Below are 20,464 nucleotides of genomic sequence, written 5' to 3' on the forward strand. Positions count from 1 at the left end.
ATCAATCTCTGCGTGAAATCTGTGCGGCGGGACAATACGCCGATTTTCCGCACTGGCAATCGGCTTCAAGTATTTGTCGCATTCATCATTTTCGGGGCTGTGCGACGACGTCGCCGGGCAAATGCCTCATATCATTCCAGCCAGATTTATGCGTGTTCGACCTAGAGAACCAGAAATCCCTGTCCCAGCGGATCATCGTCTTCAACGATGAACTCCGCCTTGCCGCTGTAATAGGCGTGGCCGGAGACACGCGCCGTGATGGCGTCGAAGGTTCCCGCCCTGGTGAGCGAGGCGACAGCCCCGGCAAAACGCGAGCCGACAATGCTTTCGAAAATCCGCGCTTCGGTGGCATGAATCTGGCCCTTGGCGTGCATGGCAGCCAGCCGCGCGGTCACACCCGACCCCGTCGGCGAGCGGTCGAGCTGGGCATCGGCGAAAATGCAGACATTCTTTGTCGGCGCTTCCGACCAGCCGTCGAGACCGTCGGTGAGGATGGAACCATAGAGGAAGGCAAGGTCGCTGTGATCCGGGTGCGCCAGCGGCACGGCGTCCTTCACCGCTTCGGTAAGCAATGTTGCCGCCTCGATGAATTTGCGCGCGGGATCGCGGCCGAATTCAAGGCCGAACTGGCTGCAATGGGCGAGTGCGTAATAGGCGCCGCCATAGGCCACGTCGAACGTCACGTCGCCATGGGGCGGCAGATGGATGGTCCGGTCCCCGGCAAACAGGAAAGCCGGGACGCTTTCGAAGGACACGCTGGCGGACTTGCCGTCCTTCACCTCGACGGAGGCCACCACCATGCCGCAGGGACATTCGATGCGGACCGTCGTGACCGGCTCGACCTTCTCTACAAGGCCATAATCGATGGCATAGCGGCCAAGCGCGATGATGGCGTGGCCGCACATCGTCGAATAGCCCTCATTGTGCATGAACAGCACAGCGAGATCAGCCCCGGGCAGGTTCGGTTCGACCAGTAGCGCGCCATACATGTCGAAATGGCCGCGCGGCTCGAACATCAGGATTTTGCGGAGATGGTCGAGATTGTCCCTGACATAGGCGCGCTTCTCCAGGATCGTGCCTTTCGGCAGAACGGGATAGCCGCCGGTGATGATGCGCAGGGGCTCGCCGCCCGTGTGCATGTCGACGACGCTGAGTGGCGCGGCCATCAGGCGATGCCCAGAAGCGCGGGCAGCTTGCGCATATCGTCAAACAGGATACCACCCGCCGCGACGAGACCCTCACGGTCGGCGTGCGCATCGCCGCAATAGGAAAACACCCGCATGCCGGCCGCCGTTCCCGCCGTTGTTCCTGCCACGCTGTCCTCGATCACCACGGAGCGGGACGGCTCGACCCCCATCTGCCGTGCCGCATGCAGGAAGAGATCGGGGAACGGCTTGCCGCGCGCCACCATGGATGCACTGTACAGCACATCATGGAAATGGCCGATCAGCCCGGTTTTCCCCAGCGTCAGGTGCATTTTTTCCACATTTGCGGAGGAGGCCACGCAGTAGGACAGTTGCGCTTCCTTCACCGCATCGATGACCGTTTCGATGTGCGGGATGGCTTCAACGCCGTTTTCGAAAATGACGGGAATGGCCTGATACCAGCGCTCGACAAAATCGTCGCCAAGGGAGTAGCCTTGCGCCTCGACCTTCTCCTTCACCGCGCGCATCGGCATGCCGCAGAGGTTCTTGCGCGCCTCATCGAAGGTGATGGGATAGCCCGCGGCATTGAGCATCTTGATCAGATGCTGATTGGCAAGGGCTTCGGTATCGACCAGGACCCCGTCACAGTCGAAAATCACCAGATCGGGGCGTGTCATGCTTAATCTTCCTTGTCTGCGTCCTGCGCGTAGAGCTTTTGCAGCTCCCCGAACGTCACGCCGGTTTTTGAGAATTCGAACGTGCCCTTGTCGAGCACTTCGCGGGCCGCATCGCGAATGGCGGTGAAGGCGGCGGTGATCAGCCGCGGCCCGAGCGAAACGCGGCGCACGCCGGCGGATTTCAGCGCGCTGACGCTCAATGACGCCGGCGCGAGGACATTGACCGGCTTCGACACGGAGGCACAGATCGTGCGGATACTCTCGAGATCCGAAATGCCGGGCGCAAAAAGCACATCGGCACCGGCCCGTTCAAATGCCTGCAACCGCTTGATCGTGTCATCGAGATCGGCACGGCCATGCAGGAAATTCTCGGCACGCGCCGTGAAGACGAAATCGCTCTTCAGCGCCCGCGCGGCTTCCGCCGCCGCGTAGACACGCTCGACCGCATGGTCGAAATCATAGATCGGCTTGTCCGCGTCGCCGGAGAAATCCTCGATGGAGCAGCCGGCAAGACCGGCGGCTTCGGCGGCGAAGATGGTCTCGCCGGCGCTGTCGGCGCTGTCACCCTTGCCCTTTTCCAGATCGCCGGAAATGGGCAGATCCGTTGCCGCCACGAGATCGCGGCAATGCTGCATCATGACATCGAAGGCGACGCCGCCATCGGGCAGAGCGCGCGAAAAGGCAAACCCCGCGCTGCTGGTGGCCAGCGCCTTGAAGCCGAGCGACGCGAGGAACCGGGTCGTGCCGGGATCCCATGGATTGGGCATCAACAGAATTTCCGGTCCCTGATGCAGCTGACGGAAAACCTTGCCCTTGTCCATGCTATCCTCCCGCGATTACGACGTGCCCGTTGACCCGAACCCTCCGGCACCGCGTGCCGTTTCGCTGGCATGCTGCCGTTCTTCAACCTCGAGCTGCACGACCGGCGCCAGCACGACCTGCGCGATGCGCATGCCACGCTCGACGTAGAAGTCGTCATCTCCAAGATTGATCAGGATTACTTTTACCTCACCCCGGTAGTCGGAATCAATGGTCCCCGGCGTGTTGAGGCAGGTAATTCCGTGCTTGAGGGCAAGGCCGGAACGCGGCCTTACCTGCGCTTCATAGCCTTGCGGGATTTCGAAGACGAGGCCGGTCGGCACCAGGGCGCGGCGGCCGGGCAAAAGCAGCAGCGGACGGTCCTCGGGCACTGCGGCGCGCAGGTCCATTCCGGCCGAGCCGGGGGTTTCATAGGCGGGCAAATCGAGGTCCCGCCCATGCGGCAACCGGACAAGACCGAGAGCGGGATGCACGTGACGTGCGGAATCGGATGATTGAGACATGAGATCACCTTTTTCACCAGTCCGCCGGATTGGTCAACTCACAAGATTTGTCCGGATCATTGTTTACACACAATCTCTTTCTAGCAGTAGCTGAACCTGACGATTCCCAAGCGCCGTGCGACGCGCTATTGTCAGTCGGATCAAGAGTGAATCGGGTGAATCATGTGTCGATGGGCAGCCTATCTCGGACCTCAGCTTTATCTCGAAGATGTCATTGCTTCGCCCTGCCATTCGCTGATCGCCCAGAGCCATGATGCGCACGAGGCCAAGACCCGCACCAATGGCGACGGTTTCGGCGTTGCCTGGTATGGCGAGCGGCCGGAACCTGGCCTTTACCGCGATATTCTCCCTGCCTGGTCCGACCAGAACCTGAAGAGCCTGTCGCGGCAAATCCGGTCGCACCTGTTTCTCGCCCATGTGCGCGCCTCCACCGGCGGCTCGACCAGCCGGACCAATTGCCATCCGTTCGTCTCGGGCCAATGGAGTTTCATGCACAACGGACAGATCGGCCATTTCGACCGGCTGCGGCGCGGGCTGGAAGCCAAGCTCGACGATGCGCTCTATGTGCAGAAGCTGGGATCGACGGATTCGGAGCTGATTTTCTTGCTGATGCTGCAGCACGGCCTGGACAAGGACCCGGCACAATCGCTGGTGGAGACGGTCAATGTCATCACCGCCGAGGCGGAGCGCGCCGGCGTGCCACCCTTCATCCGGCTGACCGCGGCATTTTCCGACGGGACACAGCTCTACGCGGTGCGCTACGCCACCGACCGCTTTGCCCCGACGCTTTATACGGCGACGCTCTCACCGAGCTCGGGCCTGTGCGTCGTCTCCGAACCGCTGGACGGAGAAGCGGAAAACTGGATGCCGGTGCCGCCGAACAGTTTCGTGACCGTCAAGAACAGCAAGCGCATCGCCATCGAGCCGTTCATGGCACAGGAAAAGTCCGGGCCGGTGCTGGAGAGGGCGTAACACCCATTTCGAATTGACAGTCGACGGCAGGGTCTTCGGCTGATAGAAGGCGCGCAACCCTACGATTACGAAATTTGAGCCGCTTCATGTCTTCTGCCGACCATCCCGTTTCGAAACGCCGTACCTTTGCGATCATCGCGCACCCGGACGCCGGTAAAACCACGCTGACCGAAAAGCTGCTGCTGTTCGGCGGAGCGATCCAGCTCGCCGGCGAGGTCAAGGCCAAGAAGGACCGCATCCAGACCCGCTCCGACTGGATGAACATCGAACGGGATCGCGGCATCTCGGTCGTCACCTCGGTGATGACCTTCGAGTACAAGGACTGCATCTTCAACCTTCTGGATACGCCCGGCCACGAAGATTTCGCCGACGACACCTACCGCACACTCACCGCCGTCGACAGCGCCGTCATGGTCATCGACGCCGCCAAGGGTATCGAGGCGCGGACGCTGAAACTCTTCGAAGTCTGCCGCATGCGCGATATTCCGATCGTCACGTTCGTCAACAAGATGGACCGGGAAAGCCGCGATCCCTACGAAATCCTCGACGAAATCGAGCAGAAACTGGCGCTCGACACCGCGCCGATCACCTGGCCGATCGGACGCGGCAAGAGCTTTGCCGGTACCTACAACCTGCAGGACAATACCGTGCGGCGGCGCGATGAAGAGGAAAAGCCGACACCGGTCAACGGACCGGAAGCCGCCGGGGCCTCCGGCCTGCTGCCCGAGAACGAACGCCAGGCGTGGATCGACGAGGTGACGCTGGCGCGCGATGCCTGCAATCCCTTCGATCTGCAATCATTCCGCGAAGGCCACATGACGCCGGTCTATTTCGGCTCGGCGCTGCGCAATTACGGCGTGCGCGACCTGATCGAAGCCTTCTGCGATTTCGGACCGAGCCCGCGTGCGCAGGACGCCGATATCCGCCGCGTCGAGGCAACCGAAGACAAGATGACCGGATTTGTCTTCAAGATCCAGGCCAACATGGACCCGAACCATCGCGACCGCATCGCCTTCCTGCGCGTCTGCTCCGGCAAACTGTCGCGCGGCATGAAAGCCAAGCTGGTACGCACCGGCAAGCCGATGAGCCTGTCGGCACCGCAATTCTTCTTCGCCCGCAGCCGCCAGATCGCCGACGAGGCCTGGGCCGGCGATGTGGTGGGCATTCCCAACCATGGCACCTTGCGCATCGGCGACACGCTGACGGAAGGCGAAGACATCCTGTTCCGCGGCGTGCCAAACTTTGCCCCAGAAATCCTGCGCCGCGTGCGGCTCGACGATGCGATGAAGGCGAAAAAACTGCGCGAGGCGCTGCAGCAGATGGCGGAAGAAGGCGTTGTCCAGCTGTTCCTGCCCGACGACGGTTCGCCCGCCATTGTCGGCGTGGTCGGCGCCCTGCAGATCGACGTTCTGACCGAACGGCTGAAAGTCGAATACACGCTTCCCGTCGGCTTCGAGCCCGCACGCTTTACCATTGCGCGCTGGATTTCGGCCGATGACCCGGCGGAGCTGCAGCGCTTCATCAATGCGCACCGGGCCGATATCGCCCACGATCTCGACAATGATCCGGTGTTCCTGGCGCAAAATTCCTTTTCGCTGTCCTATGAGGCAGAGCGCTGGAAGGCTATCCGCTTCGCCGCGATCAAGGATTATCAGGTCCGCGAAAAAGCCGCCTGAGCCCGCTTACCCTTCAACCGGACTGACCGCTGTTCGTCACCCTGACCAGCCTCGCGCATTTATTCAACCAAATGGTTGACAATTGAAATCGCGCCACTATATTAAACCTTATGGTTGAATATAGCACACCCACGCTCGACGCCGTTTTCCATGCCCTCTCCGACCCGACGCGGAGAGCCATGCTGCACCGGCTGTCGACCAGCGAACGCACCGTCAGCGAACTGGCGACGCCGTTCAACATGTCGCTCGCCGGCGCATCCAAGCACATCAAGGTGCTCGAAGCGGCCGGGCTGGTGCGGCGGCACGTGCAGGGCCGGACCCACATCTGCGCCCTGCAGGCGGCCCGGCTGGCCGAAGCGCAGGAATGGCTGCGCTACTACGAGCAGTTCTGGCAGGAACGGCTCGACGATCTGGAAGATATTCTGCGCGCGGAGGACCGTGCGCTTGCCGAGACCGCAAAACACGGGGCCCGCAAGACCCCCAAATCCAAACCGGATACCAAGGAGTAGAACGATGAGCCTGCATCAGGGAAACGACCAGCTTGGCATTGCAACAGCCCCGCGCACCGTTCGCATCGAACGACTGCTTCCCGGCCCGGTGGAGCGCGTATGGGCCTATCTCACCGACGCGGAAAAGCGCGGAAAATGGCTCGCCAGGGGGCCGATGGCGGGCCATGCCGGCGGACCGGTGGAACTGACCTTCCGCCATTCCGAACTATCCACCGCGCCCACCCCGGAAAAGTACCGGAAATATGAAGGCCACCGCAATATCGGGAAGGTCATACGCTGCGAGCCGCCGACATACCTGTCCTTCACATGGGAAGAGGGCAATGGCACGGCATCGGAGGTGAGTTTTGAACTGCAGGCGGCCGGCGACGACACCCTGCTGACCCTCACCCACAGCCGTCTCGCCGATCATGGCGCCATGGTCAGCGTCGCCAGCGGCTGGCACACGCATCTGAGCGTGCTGATCAACGTGCTGAACGGGGTCGAAACCGCCGATTTCTGGGCGAAGCTGGAGCACCTCGAGGCTGAATATGACAGGGCGCTGCCCGCATGACATTTTTGCTGCGTCAACGCCGGCGCACTACACTCCCGAAAGGATGACCTCGCATGAAACCGCGCTACGAAGGCAACCACAACATCGCCATGAAAGTTCCGCCGCACCAGTATGAGGCAACGGTCGCCTTCTACCGCGATGTGATCGGCCTGAAACCCCTCGACAATCACCCTCCCCATATCGGGTTCCATTTCGGTTCGAACCAGCTGTGGATCGACCGGGCGCCCGGCATGAGCCAGGCGGAACTGTGGCTGGAAATTGCCGCGGACGATGCCGGTGCCGCTGCGACACACCTGGACGCTGCCGGCGTTGTCCGCTGCGACGCAATCGAGGCGCTGCCGGAGGGCCACCGGGATTTCTGGATTGCCAGTCCCTGCCAGATCGTTCACCACATATCGCAGAAGGGTGAAGGGTGGTAAGCGGTGACCGGCTACTATTGCCCGATCAGCGTTTGAACCTGCGCTCGAGCAGCAGGACCGTTTCGCCGGTATAGTCGGCCGTGCCAATCCGGGCGAAACCGGTCTTTTCCGCCACCCGGAGCGAAGCGGTATTTTCCGGCGAAATGATGCACAGGGCCCGATCCTGCCTGAAAAAACCGTCGCCCCACGCCGCAGCCGCCGCAAGCGCTTCACTGGCATAGCCCTTGCCGTGGATTTCCGGTGCGAGAACCCAGCCCATCTCCGGCGTGTCGCCAAAGGGCGGTTCGATATCACGCAGGAAATTGGCAAAGCCGATATCGCCGACATAGCGGCCTGTGGCCTTGTCCTCGACCGCCCAGAATCCATAGCCGTTCAAAGTCCAGAGACCGGCATATTTGAGCAATCGGCCCCAGGAGGCCTCGCGGGTCGACGGCTTGCCCGAAATGAATTCATAAACCGCCGGTTGCGTCCACAGGCTGTGTAGCGCTTCAAAATCGTCCAGTCTGTGTGCGCGCAGAATGAGGCGTTCGGTTTCAACGATGGGCGTGGTGGTGGCGGTCATGGGGATTCCGTCTTCAACAATGATATTGGGTTTTCTGGAGATTATTGTTCATCAAGTCAAACGGCTTATCGCGTAAGCATATGCTTACCTTACAGGCGTTCCGGCATCACACCTCGATCGTCTGCAAGGCGGCAGCGATCCGGGCGGCCAGCCGTTCCGCCACCTCTTCCTTGCTCATGTCGGGCCACTCTTCGACGCCGGAACGCGTGACGATGCGCACGGCATTGCGGTCGCCGCCCATCACGCCGGTGGCGTGGCTGACATCGTTGGCAACGATCCAGTCGGCGCCTTTCTTGTCGAGCTTCTTCCGCGCATTGGCGAGCAGGTCCTGAGTCTCCGCAGCAAACCCCACCACGAGGCGCGGGCGCTGCTTGCTGTGCCCGACCCCGGCGAGAATATCGGGGTTTTCCACCATCTGCAGGGCCGGGGCCGCCGCGCCCGGCTGCTTCTTGATCTTTTCGCCCGCTTCATTTGCCGTGCGCCAGTCGGCGACGGCAGCAACCATGACAGCCGCATCGGCGGGCAGCAACCGTTCCACGGCATCGCGCATGTCGCGCGCGGATTCCACATGGGTGACGAACACGCCCTCGGGGTCCGCAATCGTGACCGGCCCGGAGACCAGATGCACCGTTGCACCCAGCCGCGCCAGGGCCGCGGCGATGGCATGGCCCTGCTTGCCGGAAGAGCGGTTGGCGATGTAGCGCACGGGATCGATGGGCTCGTGCGTCGGGCCGGAGGTCATGACAATGGTCTTGCCGGCAAGCGGTTTCGGCGTGATATCCAGCAGCGTTTCAATCGCGGCGACGATCTCCAGTGGCTCGGCCATGCGCCCGGCGCCCGCCTCGCCGCTTTCGGCCATCTCGCCGCTGTTCGGCCCGACAAAGCGGATGCCGTCATTGGCAAGGGTCGTTCGGTTGCGCCGTGTTGCGGGATGATTCCACATTCTCGGGTTCATGGCCGGTGCAATCAGGACGGGCTTGTCGGTCGCCAGGAGTACCGCCGAGGCGAGATCATTGGCCAGACCACCCGCCATTTTTGCCATGAGATCCGCCGTTGCCGGAGCCACGGCAATGAGATCCGCTTCACGCGACAGGCGGATATGCCCGACATCGTGCTCGTCCTCACGGGAGAACAGGTCGCTAAAGACCTTGTCCGCGGCCAGTGCACCGACGGACAGGGGCGTAACAAATTCTTCCGCTGCCTTGGTCAGCACCGGGCGCACATGCGCACCGCGCTCGCGCAGGCGCCGGATCAGGTCGAGACATTTATAGGCGGCGATGCCGCCGCCGATGATGAGAAGAATATGCCGCCCCGCAAGCGGTCCGGTAGCCAGCCCTGACGAAGGTGCAGAGATCTGGGTGATGGAAGGGCCGGCATGCACATCCAGCGCCGCAAGCAGGAGGCGCACCTCCTCTTCCATCGACCGGCCGTGGGCGGCGGCGCGCAGCCGCAGCTTTTCCTTGGTCGCGTCATCGAGATTGCGGATGGTTATGCTCGCCATGATTGCACTCCGAGAACAAAGACTGCATCAAATGCAATCATTGCAATCACATTAGCGCAATTGAGCTCAGAAAAGAAGGGTGTAAGTGATGATAACCAGACAGATTGCAATCACCCATAGGGCGACGCGGCCGGAACGGGTATGCCGCGCCTCCGCCCTGCCGATGGCCTTTGCCGTCTCGTCATCGAAGCGGAAACCCTGCTCCGCCATCCGGTCCATCTCTTTCGACAGGCGGTCAGCGCGCGCCACGAGTTCGGGCGCCTGACGGGCGAGATGCAGCAGGGCGCCGACGCCCTCGCGCGCATCGGCAAGAATTCCCTGCGGACCGAGATTGCGGCGGATCCAGTCGCCCACGACAGGTTCGGAGGCTTTCCACATGTTGAAATGCGGATCGAGCGTGCGGGAGACGCCTTCCACCACCACCATGGTCTTTTGCAGCATGACGAGTTCCGGCCGCGTTTCCATGTCGAAAAGCTCGGTGACCTCGAACAGCAGGGTCAGGAGCTTAGCCATGGAAATGGTTTCCGCCGGCTGGCCGTGGATGGGTTCGCCAATGGCACGGATAGCCTGGGCAAAGCTCGCCACGTCGTGGTGATGCGGCACATAGCCCGCCTCGAAATGCACCTCGGCGACACGGACATAGTCACGCGTGATGAAGCCGTAGAGGATTTCCGCGAGAAACCGCCGTTCCTTCTTGCCGAGCCGCCCGGTAATGCCGAAATCCACGGCAACGATGTGCCCGCGATCATCGACGAACATGTTGCCGGGATGCATGTCGGCATGAAAAAAACCATCCCGCAATGTATGGCGCAGGAAGGACTGGATCAGCGTTTCGGCAAGACCGACGAGATTGTGACCGGCGGCGCGCAGGCCGTCGATATCCGACATCTTGATGCCGTCGATCCACTCGAGCGTCAGCACATCGCGCCCCGTGCGCTCCCAATCGACGGTCGGCACGCGGAAGCCCGGATCGTTCTTGGTGTTCTCGCCGATTTCCGAAAGCGCAGCCGCTTCCAGCCGCAGATCCATCTCGATCCGCGTCGTCTGCGCCAGGGTGCGCGTCACTTCGATCGGCCGCAGGCGGCGCGTTGCAGGCACGTAGCGTTCCTGCCATTGCGCCACCATAAAAAAGCTTTCCAGATCGTTGTTGAAGCGCTGGCGTACGCCCGGCCGGACAACCTTGACGGCAACCTTGCGGTCTTCACCATCCGTCTTGATATACGCTGGGTGGACCTGCGCGATGGATGCGGCAGCAATTGGTTCGCCAAGACTTACATAGAGATCATCAACGGAGCGTCCGAGCGAGCCCTCTATGGCCTTGACCGACGCTTCCATCGGGAAGAAATCCAGCTGATCCTGCAGCAGTGCCAGATCATCGGCCACTTCGGTGCCGACCACATCCGGCCGCGTTGCCAGGAACTGGCCCAGCTTGACGTAGGACGGCCCGAGCTTGTTGATGGCGCGCGACATGCGCTCAGAACGGCGGGCCGTGCGGGCGCGCCGCCTTGCCAGCAGCCCGGCGATGCGGTGGCCGAATGCGGGAAGGCCGCTCAGGCCTTCGGCGGGCAGTGCGGAAATAACGCCTTCGCGCGTCATGATCCATCCGGCCCGGATCAGGCGAAATGTTGCGGTAAACTTACTCATTCAGAACGTCACAATTTCCAGCCGGAATGCAGGGCAGCGATACCGCCGGTAAAGTTGCGCCAACTCACCCGCTCGAAACCTGCCGTGCGGATCATCTCGGCGAAATCCGCCTGGCGGGGGAATTTGCGAATGGACTCCACCAGATACTGGTAGGAATCCGCATCCCCCGTGACCGCCTTGCCGATTTTCGGAATCGCATTGAACGACCAGGCGTCGTAAATCTTGTCGAGAACCGGCAGTTCCACCTCGGAAAATTCAAGGCAGAGGAAGCGTCCGCCCGGCTTCAGCACGCGGTAAGCTTCCGCCAGAGCACGGTCGATATGCGGCACGTTGCGAATGCCGAAGGCGATGGTATAGGCATCGAAGCTGGCATTCTCGAATGGCAGTTCCTCGGCATTGGCTTCAACAAACTCGGTATTGTCAGCAAGGCCTTTTTTCGCCGCGCGGTCACGGCCGACACCCAGCATCGAGCCGTTGATGTCGAGCACGGTGGCATGGGCATTGCGATTCGAAGCTTCGACGATGCGGAAGGCGATATCACCCGTGCCGCCGGCAACATCGAGTGTCTTCCAGTTCGATGTCTTGGACGGGGCAAGCCAGGCGATCATCGAATCTTTCCAGACGCGGTGCAGCCCGCCGGACATCAGATCGTTCATCACATCGTAGCGCTTGGCGACGCGATGAAACACGTCATTGACGCGTGTCTGCTTTTCTCCGTCGCCGACATCCTGAAAACCGAAGGATGTTTCCATGCCGCCATGGGCACCGGTGCGTTGCTGGCTCATTGTGCTACCTGCTGATCTCTTTTGCGGGCGGAGCATAGAAGATTGAAACGCAGAAGGCTATTGTCTGTTGCGCGATGAAGCGACGCGCTGCACATTTTGTCGAATGGAGACCGCCCATGGTGTTGAAGGCCGAACTGCATTGTCACGTCGAAGGCGCAGCCTCTCCCGCCCTCGTCGAGCGAAAAGCCGGCAAATATGGCGCCGATGTTTCGGCCTTCATCGTCGACGGCAGGTTCGTCTGGCACGACTTCACCTCCTTCCTGCGCGCCTATGATCTGGCCTCGGCACTGTTCCGCACGGAGGAGGATTACGCGGATCTGACCGAGGATTACCTGTTGTCCCTCAGCGCACAGGACGCGATCTATTCGGAAGTATTCATCTCCACCGACCATGCGATCAGCGCCGGGCTTTCGCCGCGCGCCTATATCGAGGGACTGGCGGAAGGCATGCGGCGCGCCAAGGCGGCCACCGGCATCGAATCGCGCATGATCGCCACGGGGCTGCGCCACAAGGGGCCGGACGCGGTGATGGAAGCGGCACGATACATCGCCGAAAATCCGCATCCGCTGGTGACCGGGTTCGGCATGGCCGGCGACGAACGCATGCACCACCCCAGGGATTTTGCCCGGGCTTTCGATGTCGCCCGCGATGCCGGACTGGGCATCACCGTGCATGCGGGCGAGCTTTCCGGCTGGGAAAGCGTTGCCGACGCGCTCGATGCGATCAGGCCGTCGCGCATCGGCCATGGCGTGCGCGCCATCGAGAACCCGGATCTGGTGCGGCGGCTGGCGGAGCAGCAAATCCTTCTGGAATGCTGCCCCGGCTCCAATATTTCACTGCAGGTTTACGCCGATTTCCCGTCCCATCCCTTTCCCATGCTGGCCAAGGCTGGCGTGCCGGTCACGCTGAATTCCGACGACCCGCCCTATTTCCATACGGATCTGAGCCGTGAATATGACATTGCTGCCGAATTCTTCGGCTGTGACGACGACGCCTTGACGGAGATCACGCGCACGGCGCTCAAGGCCGCCTATATCGATGAAACCACGCGAAACGCCCTGATTGAGCGCCTCGACGGCGACAAAACTGTGCGTGCCGGGGATGCGGACTTTGCGGGATCGGTTGCAAGCAGCTAAGGTCGGGGAAAATTCGAGTAGGAGTTCTCCATGGGCGTTACGATCGTTTCCCACCCGCTTGTCCAGCACAAGCTCACCATCATGCGCGACAAGGATACATCCACGGCGGGCTTCCGGCGGCTGCTCAAGGAAATCTCGCTGCTGCTGTGCTACGAGGTGACGCGCGATCTCGAACTGACCACCATCCGCATCCAGACGCCGATGATGGAAATGGATGCGCCGGTGCTCGAAGGCAAGAAGCTGGTGTTCGCCTCGATCCTGCGCGCCGGCAACGGCCTGCTCGAAGGCATGCTCGACCTGGTGCCCGCCGCGCGCGTGGCGCATATCGGTCTCTACCGCGATCACGACACGCTGCAGCCGGTGGAATATTACTTCAAGGCACCCGAAGATATCGTCAACCGGCTGATCATCGTCGTTGACCCGATGCTGGCGACCGCCAATTCGGCGATAGCGGCAATCCAGAAGCTGAAGGATCGCGGCGCAACCAACATCCGCTTCCTCTGCCTGCTTGCGGCACCGGAAGGCATCGAGCGCTTCACCAAGGCCCATCCCGATGTGCCGGTATTCACTGCGGCCATCGACAGCCACCTGAATGAAAAGGGCTACATCATGCCGGGCCTCGGCGATGCCGGTGACCGCATGTACGGGACGAAGTAGGTCTGCCGCAAGAACACCGTGCGTGGTTCGACAAGCTCACCATGAGGGAAGTGGTTTGGCTGCAATCCTCGCCCTCCCTCATGGTGAGCTTGTCGAACCACGCACACTGCAGATGCAGCGAATTTTATGCTCCGCCGATGCGGCGCAGGACGGGATTGACCGTGCGCGGCTTGCGGCCGGAGAAACCATAGGCGGCAAGAATGGCGCGAGCACCCGCCTCGGCATCGCTCTGGCTGCGCGCATGGACAAGGGCAATCGGATCGCCCGCTTCCATCAGCGCACCGACCGGCTGCAGCGCCGTGATGCCCACCGCGTGGTCAACCGGGTCCTGCGGACGGATGCGCCCGCCGCCCAGCGCGACAACGGCGACACCAATCTCCCGGGTTTCCACCGACGCGACATATCCTGCCTGCGGTGCCTTCACTTCCAGCGTCACCGGGGCAACCGGCAGATAGTGGCGGGCGCGGGAGACGAAGTCGGTGGGTCCGCCAAGCCCGGCAACCATGCGGCCAAAGACCTCCGCTGCCTTGCCTGAATTCAGGGCTTCCCGCGCCCTGTCCATGGCGGCCTTGGGACTGGCGGCAAGCTTGGCCGAAACCAGCATTTCCGCAACCAGGGCCAGCGTCACCGCTTCAAGGCGTGGATCCCGGAGATCGCCGGTCAGGAAATCCACGGCATTGAGCACTTCCACGGCATTGCCTGCGGCAAGTGCCAGCGGCTCGTTCATGTCGGTCAGCAAAGCGGTGGTGGTCAGTCCCGCGCCGCTTGCCACCGCGACAATGCTTTCGGCCAGGGCCACGGCATCGCGGCTGCGCGCCATGAATGCGCCATTGCCCGATTTCACATCGAGCACCAGCGCATTGAGCCCGGCCGACAGTTTTTTCGACAGGATGGACGCGGTGATCAGCGGGATCGATTCGACCGTCGCGGTGACATCGCGGATGGAATAGAAGCGCTTGTCGGCCGGTGCGAGATTGGCGGTCTGGCCGATGATGGCGCAACCGACCTCGTGCACGACTTTGCGAAACAGCGCATTGTCCGGCTGGCTGCGATAGCCGGGGATCGAATCCATCTTGTCGAGCGTGCCGCCGGTATGGCCAAGGCCGCGCCCGGAAATCATCGGCACATAGGCCCCGCACGCGGCGGCAATGGGCGCAAGCATCAATGAGACATTGTCGCCGACACCGCCGGTCGAATGCTTGTCGACAGCCGGGCCCGGCAGATCGGACCAATCAAGAATATCGCCGGAATCGCGCATGGCGAGCGTCAGGGCGACCGCTTCGTCGCGCTTCATGCCGTTGAAGAACACCGCCATGGCAAAGGCGGCAACCTGCCCTTCGGTGATGGCGCCCGAGCTCATGGCGTTGACGAAGGCGGTGATATCCGCCGCATCGAGCGCATGCCCATCGCGTTTGCGGCGGATGATTTCCTGCGGCAGCAACATGATCAGCCGATCTCCCGGACCAGCGCCCGGATAATTGTCTGCAGGCGCGCACCGCCCTTCGGCGCGACATCCTTGGTTTCCTCGTGCGAGAGTTCCGCTCCGGTCATCCCCGCCCCGTAATTGGTGATGACCGAACAGGCGGCGACCCGCAGGCCGAAGAAGCGGGCGAGAATGACTTCAGGCACCGTCGACATTCCAACCGCATCGGCGCCGAGCGTGCGTGCCATGCGGATTTCCGCTGGTGTTTCGAACGAGGGGCCGGAGAACCACATATAGACGCCCATCGGCAGCTTCTCGCCCACCTCACCGGCGGCGATGACAAAGGCATCCTTGAGCTTCTTGTCGTAGGCAGCGGTCATGCCGACAAAGCGCTGATCGGAGGCTTCGCCGATCAGCGGATTGAGCCCGGAATAGTTGATGTGATCGTCAATCAGCATGACGCTGCCCGGCGCAAGGTCGTGGCGCACCGAGCCCGCCGCATTGGTCAGGATCAGCATTTCGATGCCAAGGTCGGCCAGCGCCGCCATGACCGGGCGCATGACCGCGGCATCGCCCTTTTCGTAGTAGTGGGCGCGGCCCGCCAGCATCAGCACCGGCTTGCCGGAGAGATAGCCGGCAACCACTTCCCCGGCATGGCCGGAGACACCACTGTGGGGGAAACCCGGCAGATCGGCATAGGGAATGCGGATGGCATTCTCGACCGCATCCACGAGGGATCCCAGACCGGACCCGAGGACGAGCGCGACACGCGGCGCCAGGCCCTGCAACTTGTGGATGAGCGCTCCGGTGGCAGGCGCAATCATGCGGCACTTCCTTTTCCCAGAACTTCCGCTTCAAAGCCGTAGGGGAAAATCTCCTTCATCGTCAGCGTTTCGACGACGCCGTCATTGTCGCACAGGTGCAGGCGCGTCTCGGGACCGGCGAACTCCGCCAGCCGCTGGCGGCAGCCGCCGCAGGGCGTGCATTTCGCCTTCTTTTCTGCAACCACTAGAATATCTGTGATTGTACCACCGCCGCCCATGACGAAATGCGACAGGGTGGTGGTTTCGGCGCACCATCCCTCCGGATAGGAAATGACTTCGATGTTGCAGCCGGAATAAATCCGGCCATCGCTGGTGCGCACGGCAGCGCCCACCGGGAACTGCGAATAGGGCGCATGCGCTTTCTGCATGGCCGCAAAGGCGGCATCGAACAGGTCTGTATTCATTCTATCGCTCTTTCACATAGGCCACACCACCCGCCTTGGGCGGAATTGCCTTGCCGATGAAACCGGCCAGCAGCACGATGGTGAGAATATAGGGCAAGGCCTGCATCAGCTGCACGGGAACCTCACCGATGAGTGGCAGGGGATGCCCCTGCATGCGGATGGCAATGGCATCGAGAAAGCCGAAGAGCAGGCAGGCAAACATGGCATGGACCGGCCGCCACTTGGCAAAGATCAGGGCGGCAAGCGCGATATAGCCCTTGCCAGCGGTCATATCCTTGACGAAACCCGCCCCTTGCGCTGTTGCCAGATAGGCACCGGCGATGCCGCAGAGCAAGCCGCAGCAGATCACCGCGCGGTAACGCAGCCACGGCACGGAAATGCCAGCCGTATCCACCGCCGCCGGGTTTTCGCCGACCGCGCGCAGGCGCAGGCCGAAGCGCGTGCGGTACAGCACCCACCAGGTGAACGGCACCAGCAGGAAGGCGAGATAGACCAGCACGGAGTGGCCGGAAATCAGCTCGGAATAGATCGCGCCGATGACCGGAATGCCGTTCAGCGTTTCCACGCCCGGCAGGTCGATCGGGTTGAAGCGCGCGGCGTTGGGCAGCGACGGCGTGCGCCCGCCCTGCTGGAACCAGGCCTGGCCGAGGATGACGGTGGTGCCGGCGGCAATGAAGTTGATGGCAACGCCCGAAACAATCTGGTTGCCGCGATGGGTGATGGAGGCAAAGCCATGCACCAGCCCCAGCGCAACGGAAACCACAACGGCCGCGAGCAGCCCGGCATAGGCCGAGCCGGAATAGGTGGCCGCCGCACCTGCCGCGAAGGCGCCGGCAAGCATCTTGCCTTCCAGACCGATATCGAAGATGCCCGCACGTTCGGAATAGAGCCCGGCAAGACAGGCCAGCAGCAGCGGCACGGAGAGGCGGATCGTTGAATCGAGAACCTGCAGGACGACGGTGAAGCTATCCATTATTGACCTCCCTCGGCGGCAACGGCCGGTGTGGACTGGCGCTTCGTCCGGGCGAACCGCTGCAGAACGCGCAACAGGGTCGGGCGGAACATGTGCTCCAGCGCGCCGGCAAACAGGATCACCAGGCCCTGGATGATGACGATCATATCGCGGGAAATATTGGGCATGTCGAAGGCGATTTCCGCACCGCCCTGGTAGAGCATGCCGAACAGGATGGCGGCGAGAACGATGCCCGCCGGATGCGAACGTCCCATCAGCGCCACGGCAATGCCGACGAAACCGGCGCCGGCGACGAAATCAAGCTGCACGCGGTGCTGCGCGCCCATGATCGGGTTCAGCGCCATCATGCCGGCCAGCGCGCCCGATATCATCATGGTGATGACGATGATCCTGACTTCGCCAATACCGGCATAGCGCGCGGCCTTGGGGCTGTAACCCATGGTGCGGATTTCATAACCGAGCTTGGTGCGCCAGATGAGCACCCAGACAAGGAATGCGGCAACCAGCGCCAGGAGGAAGCTGATATTGAGCGGCGCGGAGCGCATGTTCAGCCCGATCAGGCTGAGCAGCCAGCCGAGGCCCGGCAATTGCCCGCCATCGCCGAAGACACGGGTTTCCGGTGCCTGCGTGCCCGACGCCTTGAGATAGCCCACCAGCAGATAGACCATGATGCTGGCGGCAATGAAGTTGAACATGATCGTGGTGATGACCACGTGCGAGCCGCGCTTGGCCTGCAGCCAGGCCGGAATGAGGGCCCAGAGCGCGCCGACCAGCCCCGAGGCAATGATGGCCAGCGGAAAGGTGATCCACCAGGGCAGGACATTGCCGAGGCCAAGACCGACCACCGCAACGCCGAGGCCGCCAATATAGGCCTGCCCCTCGCCGCCGATGTTGAACAAGCCGCAATGGAACGCCACCGCGACGCAAAGGCCGGTGAAAATGAAGTTCGTCGCATAATACAGCGTGTAGCCGACACCATCGCCGGAGCCGAAGGCGCCCTTGACCATCAGGACGGCGGCATCGATCGGGCTTTCGCCGACCAGCATAACGACGAGGCCCGCAACAAAAAACGCCACGATCAGATTGATCAGCGGCAGCAGGCCATAGTCAGCCCAGGCGGGCAGTTTGGCAAAGGGCTGGCTCATGGCAGGGCCTCGATGATGGCGTCGGAGGTGGAGATTTTGGCATATTCGCCATCAAGAACGGACAGCGCCAGCGCGTGAACATCTTCCGCGCTCCAGCTCTTGCCGCGATGATCGGTGCGATCGATGCTGGCCACAGCATCCTCCGGGACGATAACCTCAAAGCCGAGATTGGCCGCCATGCGCACGGTCGCATCAACGGAGTTTTCGAGAAGGACACCCGTTACCACGAGGCTGTGCACCTGCAGTTCATCGAGCACGTCCATCAGATCGGTGCCGATGAAGGCATTGTTGGTGCGCTTGTCGACCACGGGCTCGCCCACCTGCGGCGCCACCTCGGACTTGAAATCATTGCCTGGCGTGCCGGGGCGATAGGGCGATGCCGGATCGGTGGAATCGTGCTTGATATGGACGACCGGCAGGCGGCGCTCGCGCCATGCGCCGAGCAGCCGGGCAATCTGCGCCTCGGCTTCCGGCTGGCCGCGGCGGCCCCATTTCGGATCATCGATGGCATTCTGCACATCGATGACGAGAAGTGCCTGGGTGGTGGTCATTCCGCCGCCTCCTGATTTTCAACGCCGGCCATCAGAAGACCCAGCTCGCCTTCGCTCGCATCCGCGTCGCGTTCTCCGACGATGCGTCCGGCAAACATCACCAGAATGCGGTCGGACAGGGAGCGGATTTCATCCAGCTCAACCGAAACGAGCAGCACGGCCTTGCCCGCATCGCGCATCTCGATGATCCGCTTGTGGATGAATTCAATCGCACCAACGTCAACACCGCGCGTTGGCTGGCCGATGATCAGCACGCCCGGGTCACGCTCGATCTCGCGGGCCAGGACGATCTTCTGCTGGTTGCCGCCGGAAAAATTCGCCGTCTTCAGGCGCGGATCACTCGGGCGGATGTCATATTTCTCGATCTTCTTGCGTGCATCGGCCTTGATGGCGTCGATATCGAGGAATGGCCCGTTCAGATAGAGCGGATCATCGTGATAGCCGAGGATGGAATTCTCATATTCCTCGAAGGCAAGAACCAGCCCCATGTGATGCCGGTCTTCCGGCACATGGGCGAGGCCGCGATCGCGCAATTCGCCCGGATCGGCCGCGCCCGTAATATCGATGACCTGCCCGTCCAGGAGCACGCGGCCGGACACGGCGGTGCGAATGCCGGCGACCGTCTCGATCAGCTGCGACTGGCCATTGCCCGCCACACCGGCAATGCCGACGATTTCGCCGGCGCGAACCGTAAAGGACGCATTGTCGACCATGACCACGCCGCGGCTGTCGCGCACCGTGAGATTTTCCACCGAGAGTTTGACCTCGCCCGGCTTCGCTTCGCCTTTCTGCACCCGCAGGAGAACCCGGCGTCCGACCATCAGTTCGGCCAGTTCCTCGACCGTCGTCTCCGCCGTCTTGCGCGTTGCCACGACCGAGCCCTGGCGCATGACGGACACATTGTCGGTGACGGCCATGATCTCGCGCAGCTTGTGGGTGATGAGGACGATGGTTTTGCCCTGCGCCTTGAGCTGCTCCAGAATACGGAACAGGTGATCGGCTTCGGCTGGCGTCAACACACCGGTCGGCTCGTCGAGCACCAGAATATCAGCGCCGCGATACAGCGCCTTGAGGATTTCAACACGCTGCTGCAGACCGACCGGCAATTCCTCGATCAGCGCATCCGGATCGACATCCAGCTGGTATTCCTGTTCCAGCCGCTTCAGCTCGGCGCGGGCCTTGGCAATGCCCCGCTTCAGGAGCGGCGCGCCCTCGACACCGAGCATGACATTTTCAAGCACGGTGAAATTTTCAACCAGCATGAAATGCTGATGCACCATGCCGATGCCCAGCCCAATGGCCGCATTGGGATCGCTGATCCTGACCGGCGCGCCATTGATGCGGATTTCGCCATTATCGGCCTGATAAAACCCGTAGAGAATGGACATAAGCGTGGACTTGCCAGCGCCATTTTCCCCGATAATACCGTGAATAGTGCCTTTTTCGACGCGCAAATGAATGTCGCGATTGGCGTGAACTGCACCAAACCGCTTATCAATTCCAACAAGTTCAATCGCCGGTTCTGCCATGTCCCCATCCGCTGTTGATCAGCTTTTTATCGTTCCGAACTTTTGACCCTAGAGCAAAGA

Annotated in this window: 22 protein-coding genes; 7 read left to right on the top strand and 15 right to left on the bottom strand. The window is 62.0% G+C overall.

The features are described 5' to 3' along the window. Nucleotides 1-161 precede the first annotated feature (161 nt). Genes J1W56_RS05700 through dut form a run of 4 tightly spaced genes read right to left on the bottom strand, consistent with a single transcriptional unit; the run spans nt 162 to nt 3,144 of the window. On the bottom strand, nt 162-1,166 hold the full coding sequence (locus J1W56_RS05700) for a proline racemase family protein (RefSeq protein WP_223612309.1): 1,005 nt from the start codon (nt 1,164-1,166) through the stop codon (nt 162-164). Then, the gene (locus tag J1W56_RS05705) at nt 1,166-1,822 is read right to left on the bottom strand and encodes an HAD family hydrolase (protein ID WP_223612310.1); all 657 of its coding nucleotides are present in this window, start codon (nt 1,820-1,822) and stop codon (nt 1,166-1,168) included. The genes J1W56_RS05700 and J1W56_RS05705 overlap by 1 nt, the downstream gene beginning before the upstream one ends. 2 nt (nt 1,823-1,824) lie before the next feature. Then, nucleotides 1,825-2,643 (bottom strand): isocitrate lyase/PEP mutase family protein, encoded by an 819-nt coding sequence (locus tag J1W56_RS05710; RefSeq protein ID WP_223612311.1) that lies wholly within the window; start codon nt 2,641-2,643, stop codon nt 1,825-1,827. Nucleotides 2,644-2,658: 15 nt separating this feature from the next. Next, nucleotides 2,659-3,144, bottom strand: a complete 486-nt coding sequence (gene dut, locus J1W56_RS05715) for a dUTP diphosphatase (protein WP_223612312.1) — start codon at nt 3,142-3,144, stop codon at nt 2,659-2,661. 162 nt (nt 3,145-3,306) lie between these two features. Here dut and J1W56_RS05720 point away from each other — a divergent pair, with 162 nt between their 5' ends. The 5 genes from J1W56_RS05720 to J1W56_RS05740 all read left to right on the top strand — a co-directional run bounded on the left by J1W56_RS05720 (nt 3,307) and on the right by J1W56_RS05740 (nt 7,270). Beyond that, a complete protein-coding gene (locus J1W56_RS05720) occupies nt 3,307-4,116 on the top strand; it encodes a class II glutamine amidotransferase (RefSeq protein WP_223612313.1) in 810 nt (269 codons plus the stop codon). 86 nt (nt 4,117-4,202) lie between these two features. Further along, entirely contained in the window at nt 4,203-5,792 is a 1,590-nt protein-coding gene (locus J1W56_RS05725) for a peptide chain release factor 3 (protein WP_223612314.1), read from the top strand. 110 nt (nt 5,793-5,902) lie between these two features. Further along, on the top strand, nt 5,903-6,301 hold the full coding sequence (locus tag J1W56_RS05730; RefSeq protein WP_223612315.1) for an ArsR/SmtB family transcription factor: 399 nt from the start codon (nt 5,903-5,905) through the stop codon (nt 6,299-6,301). A 4-nt stretch (nt 6,302-6,305) separates the two neighbouring features. After that, a complete protein-coding gene (locus J1W56_RS05735; RefSeq protein ID WP_223612316.1) occupies nt 6,306-6,851 on the top strand; it encodes an SRPBCC family protein in 546 nt (181 codons plus the stop codon). A gap of 53 nt (nt 6,852-6,904) precedes the next feature. Next, entirely contained in the window at nt 6,905-7,270 is a 366-nt protein-coding gene (locus J1W56_RS05740; protein WP_223612317.1) for a hypothetical protein, read from the top strand. A 25-nt stretch (nt 7,271-7,295) separates the two neighbouring features. Here the strand turns inward: J1W56_RS05740 and J1W56_RS05745 are convergent, their stop codons facing one another. From J1W56_RS05745 to ubiE, 4 genes are all read right to left on the bottom strand, one after another. After that, a complete protein-coding gene (locus tag J1W56_RS05745) occupies nt 7,296-7,832 on the bottom strand; it encodes a GNAT family N-acetyltransferase (RefSeq protein WP_223612318.1) in 537 nt (178 codons plus the stop codon). Between the two features lie 106 nt (nt 7,833-7,938). Then, on the bottom strand, nt 7,939-9,333 hold the full coding sequence (gene coaBC / locus J1W56_RS05750; protein WP_223612319.1) for a bifunctional phosphopantothenoylcysteine decarboxylase/phosphopantothenate--cysteine ligase CoaBC: 1,395 nt from the start codon (nt 9,331-9,333) through the stop codon (nt 7,939-7,941). Nucleotides 9,334-9,399: 66 nt separating this feature from the next. Next, on the bottom strand, nt 9,400-10,977 hold the full coding sequence (gene ubiB, locus J1W56_RS05755; RefSeq protein WP_223612320.1) for a 2-polyprenylphenol 6-hydroxylase: 1,578 nt from the start codon (nt 10,975-10,977) through the stop codon (nt 9,400-9,402). Nucleotides 10,978-10,985: 8 nt separating this feature from the next. Continuing rightward, entirely contained in the window at nt 10,986-11,762 is a 777-nt protein-coding gene (ubiE, locus tag J1W56_RS05760) for a bifunctional demethylmenaquinone methyltransferase/2-methoxy-6-polyprenyl-1,4-benzoquinol methylase UbiE (protein ID WP_105733926.1), read from the bottom strand. A gap of 116 nt (nt 11,763-11,878) precedes the next feature. On the opposite strand from ubiE, the gene J1W56_RS05765 reads away from it, so the two are divergent. Further along, nucleotides 11,879-12,898: an adenosine deaminase gene (locus tag J1W56_RS05765; RefSeq protein ID WP_223612321.1), complete on the top strand. Its 1,020-nt coding sequence runs from the start codon at nt 11,879-11,881 to the stop codon at nt 12,896-12,898. Between the two features lie 30 nt (nt 12,899-12,928). Beyond that, on the top strand, nt 12,929-13,555 hold the full coding sequence (upp, locus tag J1W56_RS05770; RefSeq protein WP_105733928.1) for a uracil phosphoribosyltransferase: 627 nt from the start codon (nt 12,929-12,931) through the stop codon (nt 13,553-13,555). Between the two features lie 124 nt (nt 13,556-13,679). On the opposite strand, the gene deoA is transcribed toward upp, so the two are convergent. The 7 genes from deoA to J1W56_RS05805 are packed head-to-tail and all read right to left on the bottom strand — an operon-like array spanning nt 13,680 to nt 20,404. After that, complete coding sequence (gene deoA, locus J1W56_RS05775) at nt 13,680-14,996, bottom strand: thymidine phosphorylase (protein ID WP_223612426.1); 1,317 nt, start codon at nt 14,994-14,996, stop codon at nt 13,680-13,682. 5 nt (nt 14,997-15,001) lie between these two features. Next, entirely contained in the window at nt 15,002-15,802 is an 801-nt protein-coding gene (locus J1W56_RS05780) for a purine-nucleoside phosphorylase (RefSeq protein WP_223612322.1), read from the bottom strand. Next, nucleotides 15,799-16,206 (bottom strand): cytidine deaminase, encoded by a 408-nt coding sequence (locus J1W56_RS05785; RefSeq protein WP_223612323.1) that lies wholly within the window; start codon nt 16,204-16,206, stop codon nt 15,799-15,801. The genes J1W56_RS05780 and J1W56_RS05785 overlap by 4 nt, the downstream gene beginning before the upstream one ends. A gap of 1 nt (nt 16,207) precedes the next feature. Then, nucleotides 16,208-17,179: an ABC transporter permease gene (locus tag J1W56_RS05790; RefSeq protein WP_223612324.1), complete on the bottom strand. Its 972-nt coding sequence runs from the start codon at nt 17,177-17,179 to the stop codon at nt 16,208-16,210. Then, complete coding sequence (locus J1W56_RS05795) at nt 17,179-18,324, bottom strand: ABC transporter permease (RefSeq protein WP_223612325.1); 1,146 nt, start codon at nt 18,322-18,324, stop codon at nt 17,179-17,181. The genes J1W56_RS05790 and J1W56_RS05795 overlap by 1 nt, the downstream gene beginning before the upstream one ends. Then, nucleotides 18,321-18,875 (bottom strand): cysteine hydrolase family protein, encoded by a 555-nt coding sequence (locus J1W56_RS05800; RefSeq protein ID WP_223612326.1) that lies wholly within the window; start codon nt 18,873-18,875, stop codon nt 18,321-18,323. The genes J1W56_RS05795 and J1W56_RS05800 overlap by 4 nt, the downstream gene beginning before the upstream one ends. Continuing rightward, the gene (locus J1W56_RS05805) at nt 18,872-20,404 is read right to left on the bottom strand and encodes an ABC transporter ATP-binding protein (protein ID WP_223612327.1); all 1,533 of its coding nucleotides are present in this window, start codon (nt 20,402-20,404) and stop codon (nt 18,872-18,874) included. The genes J1W56_RS05800 and J1W56_RS05805 overlap by 4 nt, the downstream gene beginning before the upstream one ends. Between the last annotated feature and the right edge of the window lie 60 nt (nt 20,405-20,464).

It is taken from the genome of Phyllobacterium calauticae, assembly GCF_019991125.1.
Taxonomy (GTDB): Bacteria; Pseudomonadota; Alphaproteobacteria; order Rhizobiales; family Rhizobiaceae; genus Phyllobacterium; species Phyllobacterium calauticae.

Excerpts from the sequence above, each read along its gene's own strand:
- J1W56_RS05700 (WP_223612309.1), bottom strand. The coding sequence starts at position 1,166 with ATGGCCGCGCCACTCAGCGTCGTCGACATGCACACGGGCGGCGAGCCC.
- J1W56_RS05705 (WP_223612310.1), bottom strand. The coding sequence starts at position 1,822 with ATGACACGCCCCGATCTGGTGATTTTCGACTGTGACGGGGTCCTGGTC.
- J1W56_RS05710 (WP_223612311.1), bottom strand. The coding sequence starts at position 2,643 with ATGGACAAGGGCAAGGTTTTCCGTCAGCTGCATCAGGGACCGGAAATT.
- dut (WP_223612312.1), bottom strand. The coding sequence starts at position 3,144 with ATGTCTCAATCATCCGATTCCGCACGTCACGTGCATCCCGCTCTCGGT.
- J1W56_RS05720 (WP_223612313.1), top strand. The coding sequence starts at position 3,307 with ATGTGTCGATGGGCAGCCTATCTCGGACCTCAGCTTTATCTCGAAGAT.
- J1W56_RS05725 (WP_223612314.1), top strand. The coding sequence starts at position 4,203 with ATGTCTTCTGCCGACCATCCCGTTTCGAAACGCCGTACCTTTGCGATC.
- J1W56_RS05730 (WP_223612315.1), top strand. The coding sequence starts at position 5,903 with ATGGTTGAATATAGCACACCCACGCTCGACGCCGTTTTCCATGCCCTC.
- J1W56_RS05735 (WP_223612316.1), top strand. The coding sequence starts at position 6,306 with ATGAGCCTGCATCAGGGAAACGACCAGCTTGGCATTGCAACAGCCCCG.
- J1W56_RS05740 (WP_223612317.1), top strand. The coding sequence starts at position 6,905 with ATGAAACCGCGCTACGAAGGCAACCACAACATCGCCATGAAAGTTCCG.
- J1W56_RS05745 (WP_223612318.1), bottom strand. The coding sequence starts at position 7,832 with ATGACCGCCACCACCACGCCCATCGTTGAAACCGAACGCCTCATTCTG.
- coaBC (WP_223612319.1), bottom strand. The coding sequence starts at position 9,333 with ATGGCGAGCATAACCATCCGCAATCTCGATGACGCGACCAAGGAAAAG.
- ubiB (WP_223612320.1), bottom strand. The coding sequence starts at position 10,977 with ATGAGTAAGTTTACCGCAACATTTCGCCTGATCCGGGCCGGATGGATC.
- ubiE (WP_105733926.1), bottom strand. The coding sequence starts at position 11,762 with ATGAGCCAGCAACGCACCGGTGCCCATGGCGGCATGGAAACATCCTTC.
- J1W56_RS05765 (WP_223612321.1), top strand. The coding sequence starts at position 11,879 with ATGGTGTTGAAGGCCGAACTGCATTGTCACGTCGAAGGCGCAGCCTCT.
- upp (WP_105733928.1), top strand. The coding sequence starts at position 12,929 with ATGGGCGTTACGATCGTTTCCCACCCGCTTGTCCAGCACAAGCTCACC.
- J1W56_RS05780 (WP_223612322.1), bottom strand. The coding sequence starts at position 15,802 with ATGATTGCGCCTGCCACCGGAGCGCTCATCCACAAGTTGCAGGGCCTG.
- J1W56_RS05785 (WP_223612323.1), bottom strand. The coding sequence starts at position 16,206 with ATGAATACAGACCTGTTCGATGCCGCCTTTGCGGCCATGCAGAAAGCG.
- J1W56_RS05790 (WP_223612324.1), bottom strand. The coding sequence starts at position 17,179 with ATGGATAGCTTCACCGTCGTCCTGCAGGTTCTCGATTCAACGATCCGC.
- J1W56_RS05795 (WP_223612325.1), bottom strand. The coding sequence starts at position 18,324 with ATGAGCCAGCCCTTTGCCAAACTGCCCGCCTGGGCTGACTATGGCCTG.
- J1W56_RS05800 (WP_223612326.1), bottom strand. The coding sequence starts at position 18,875 with ATGACCACCACCCAGGCACTTCTCGTCATCGATGTGCAGAATGCCATC.
- J1W56_RS05805 (WP_223612327.1), bottom strand. The coding sequence starts at position 20,404 with ATGGCAGAACCGGCGATTGAACTTGTTGGAATTGATAAGCGGTTTGGT.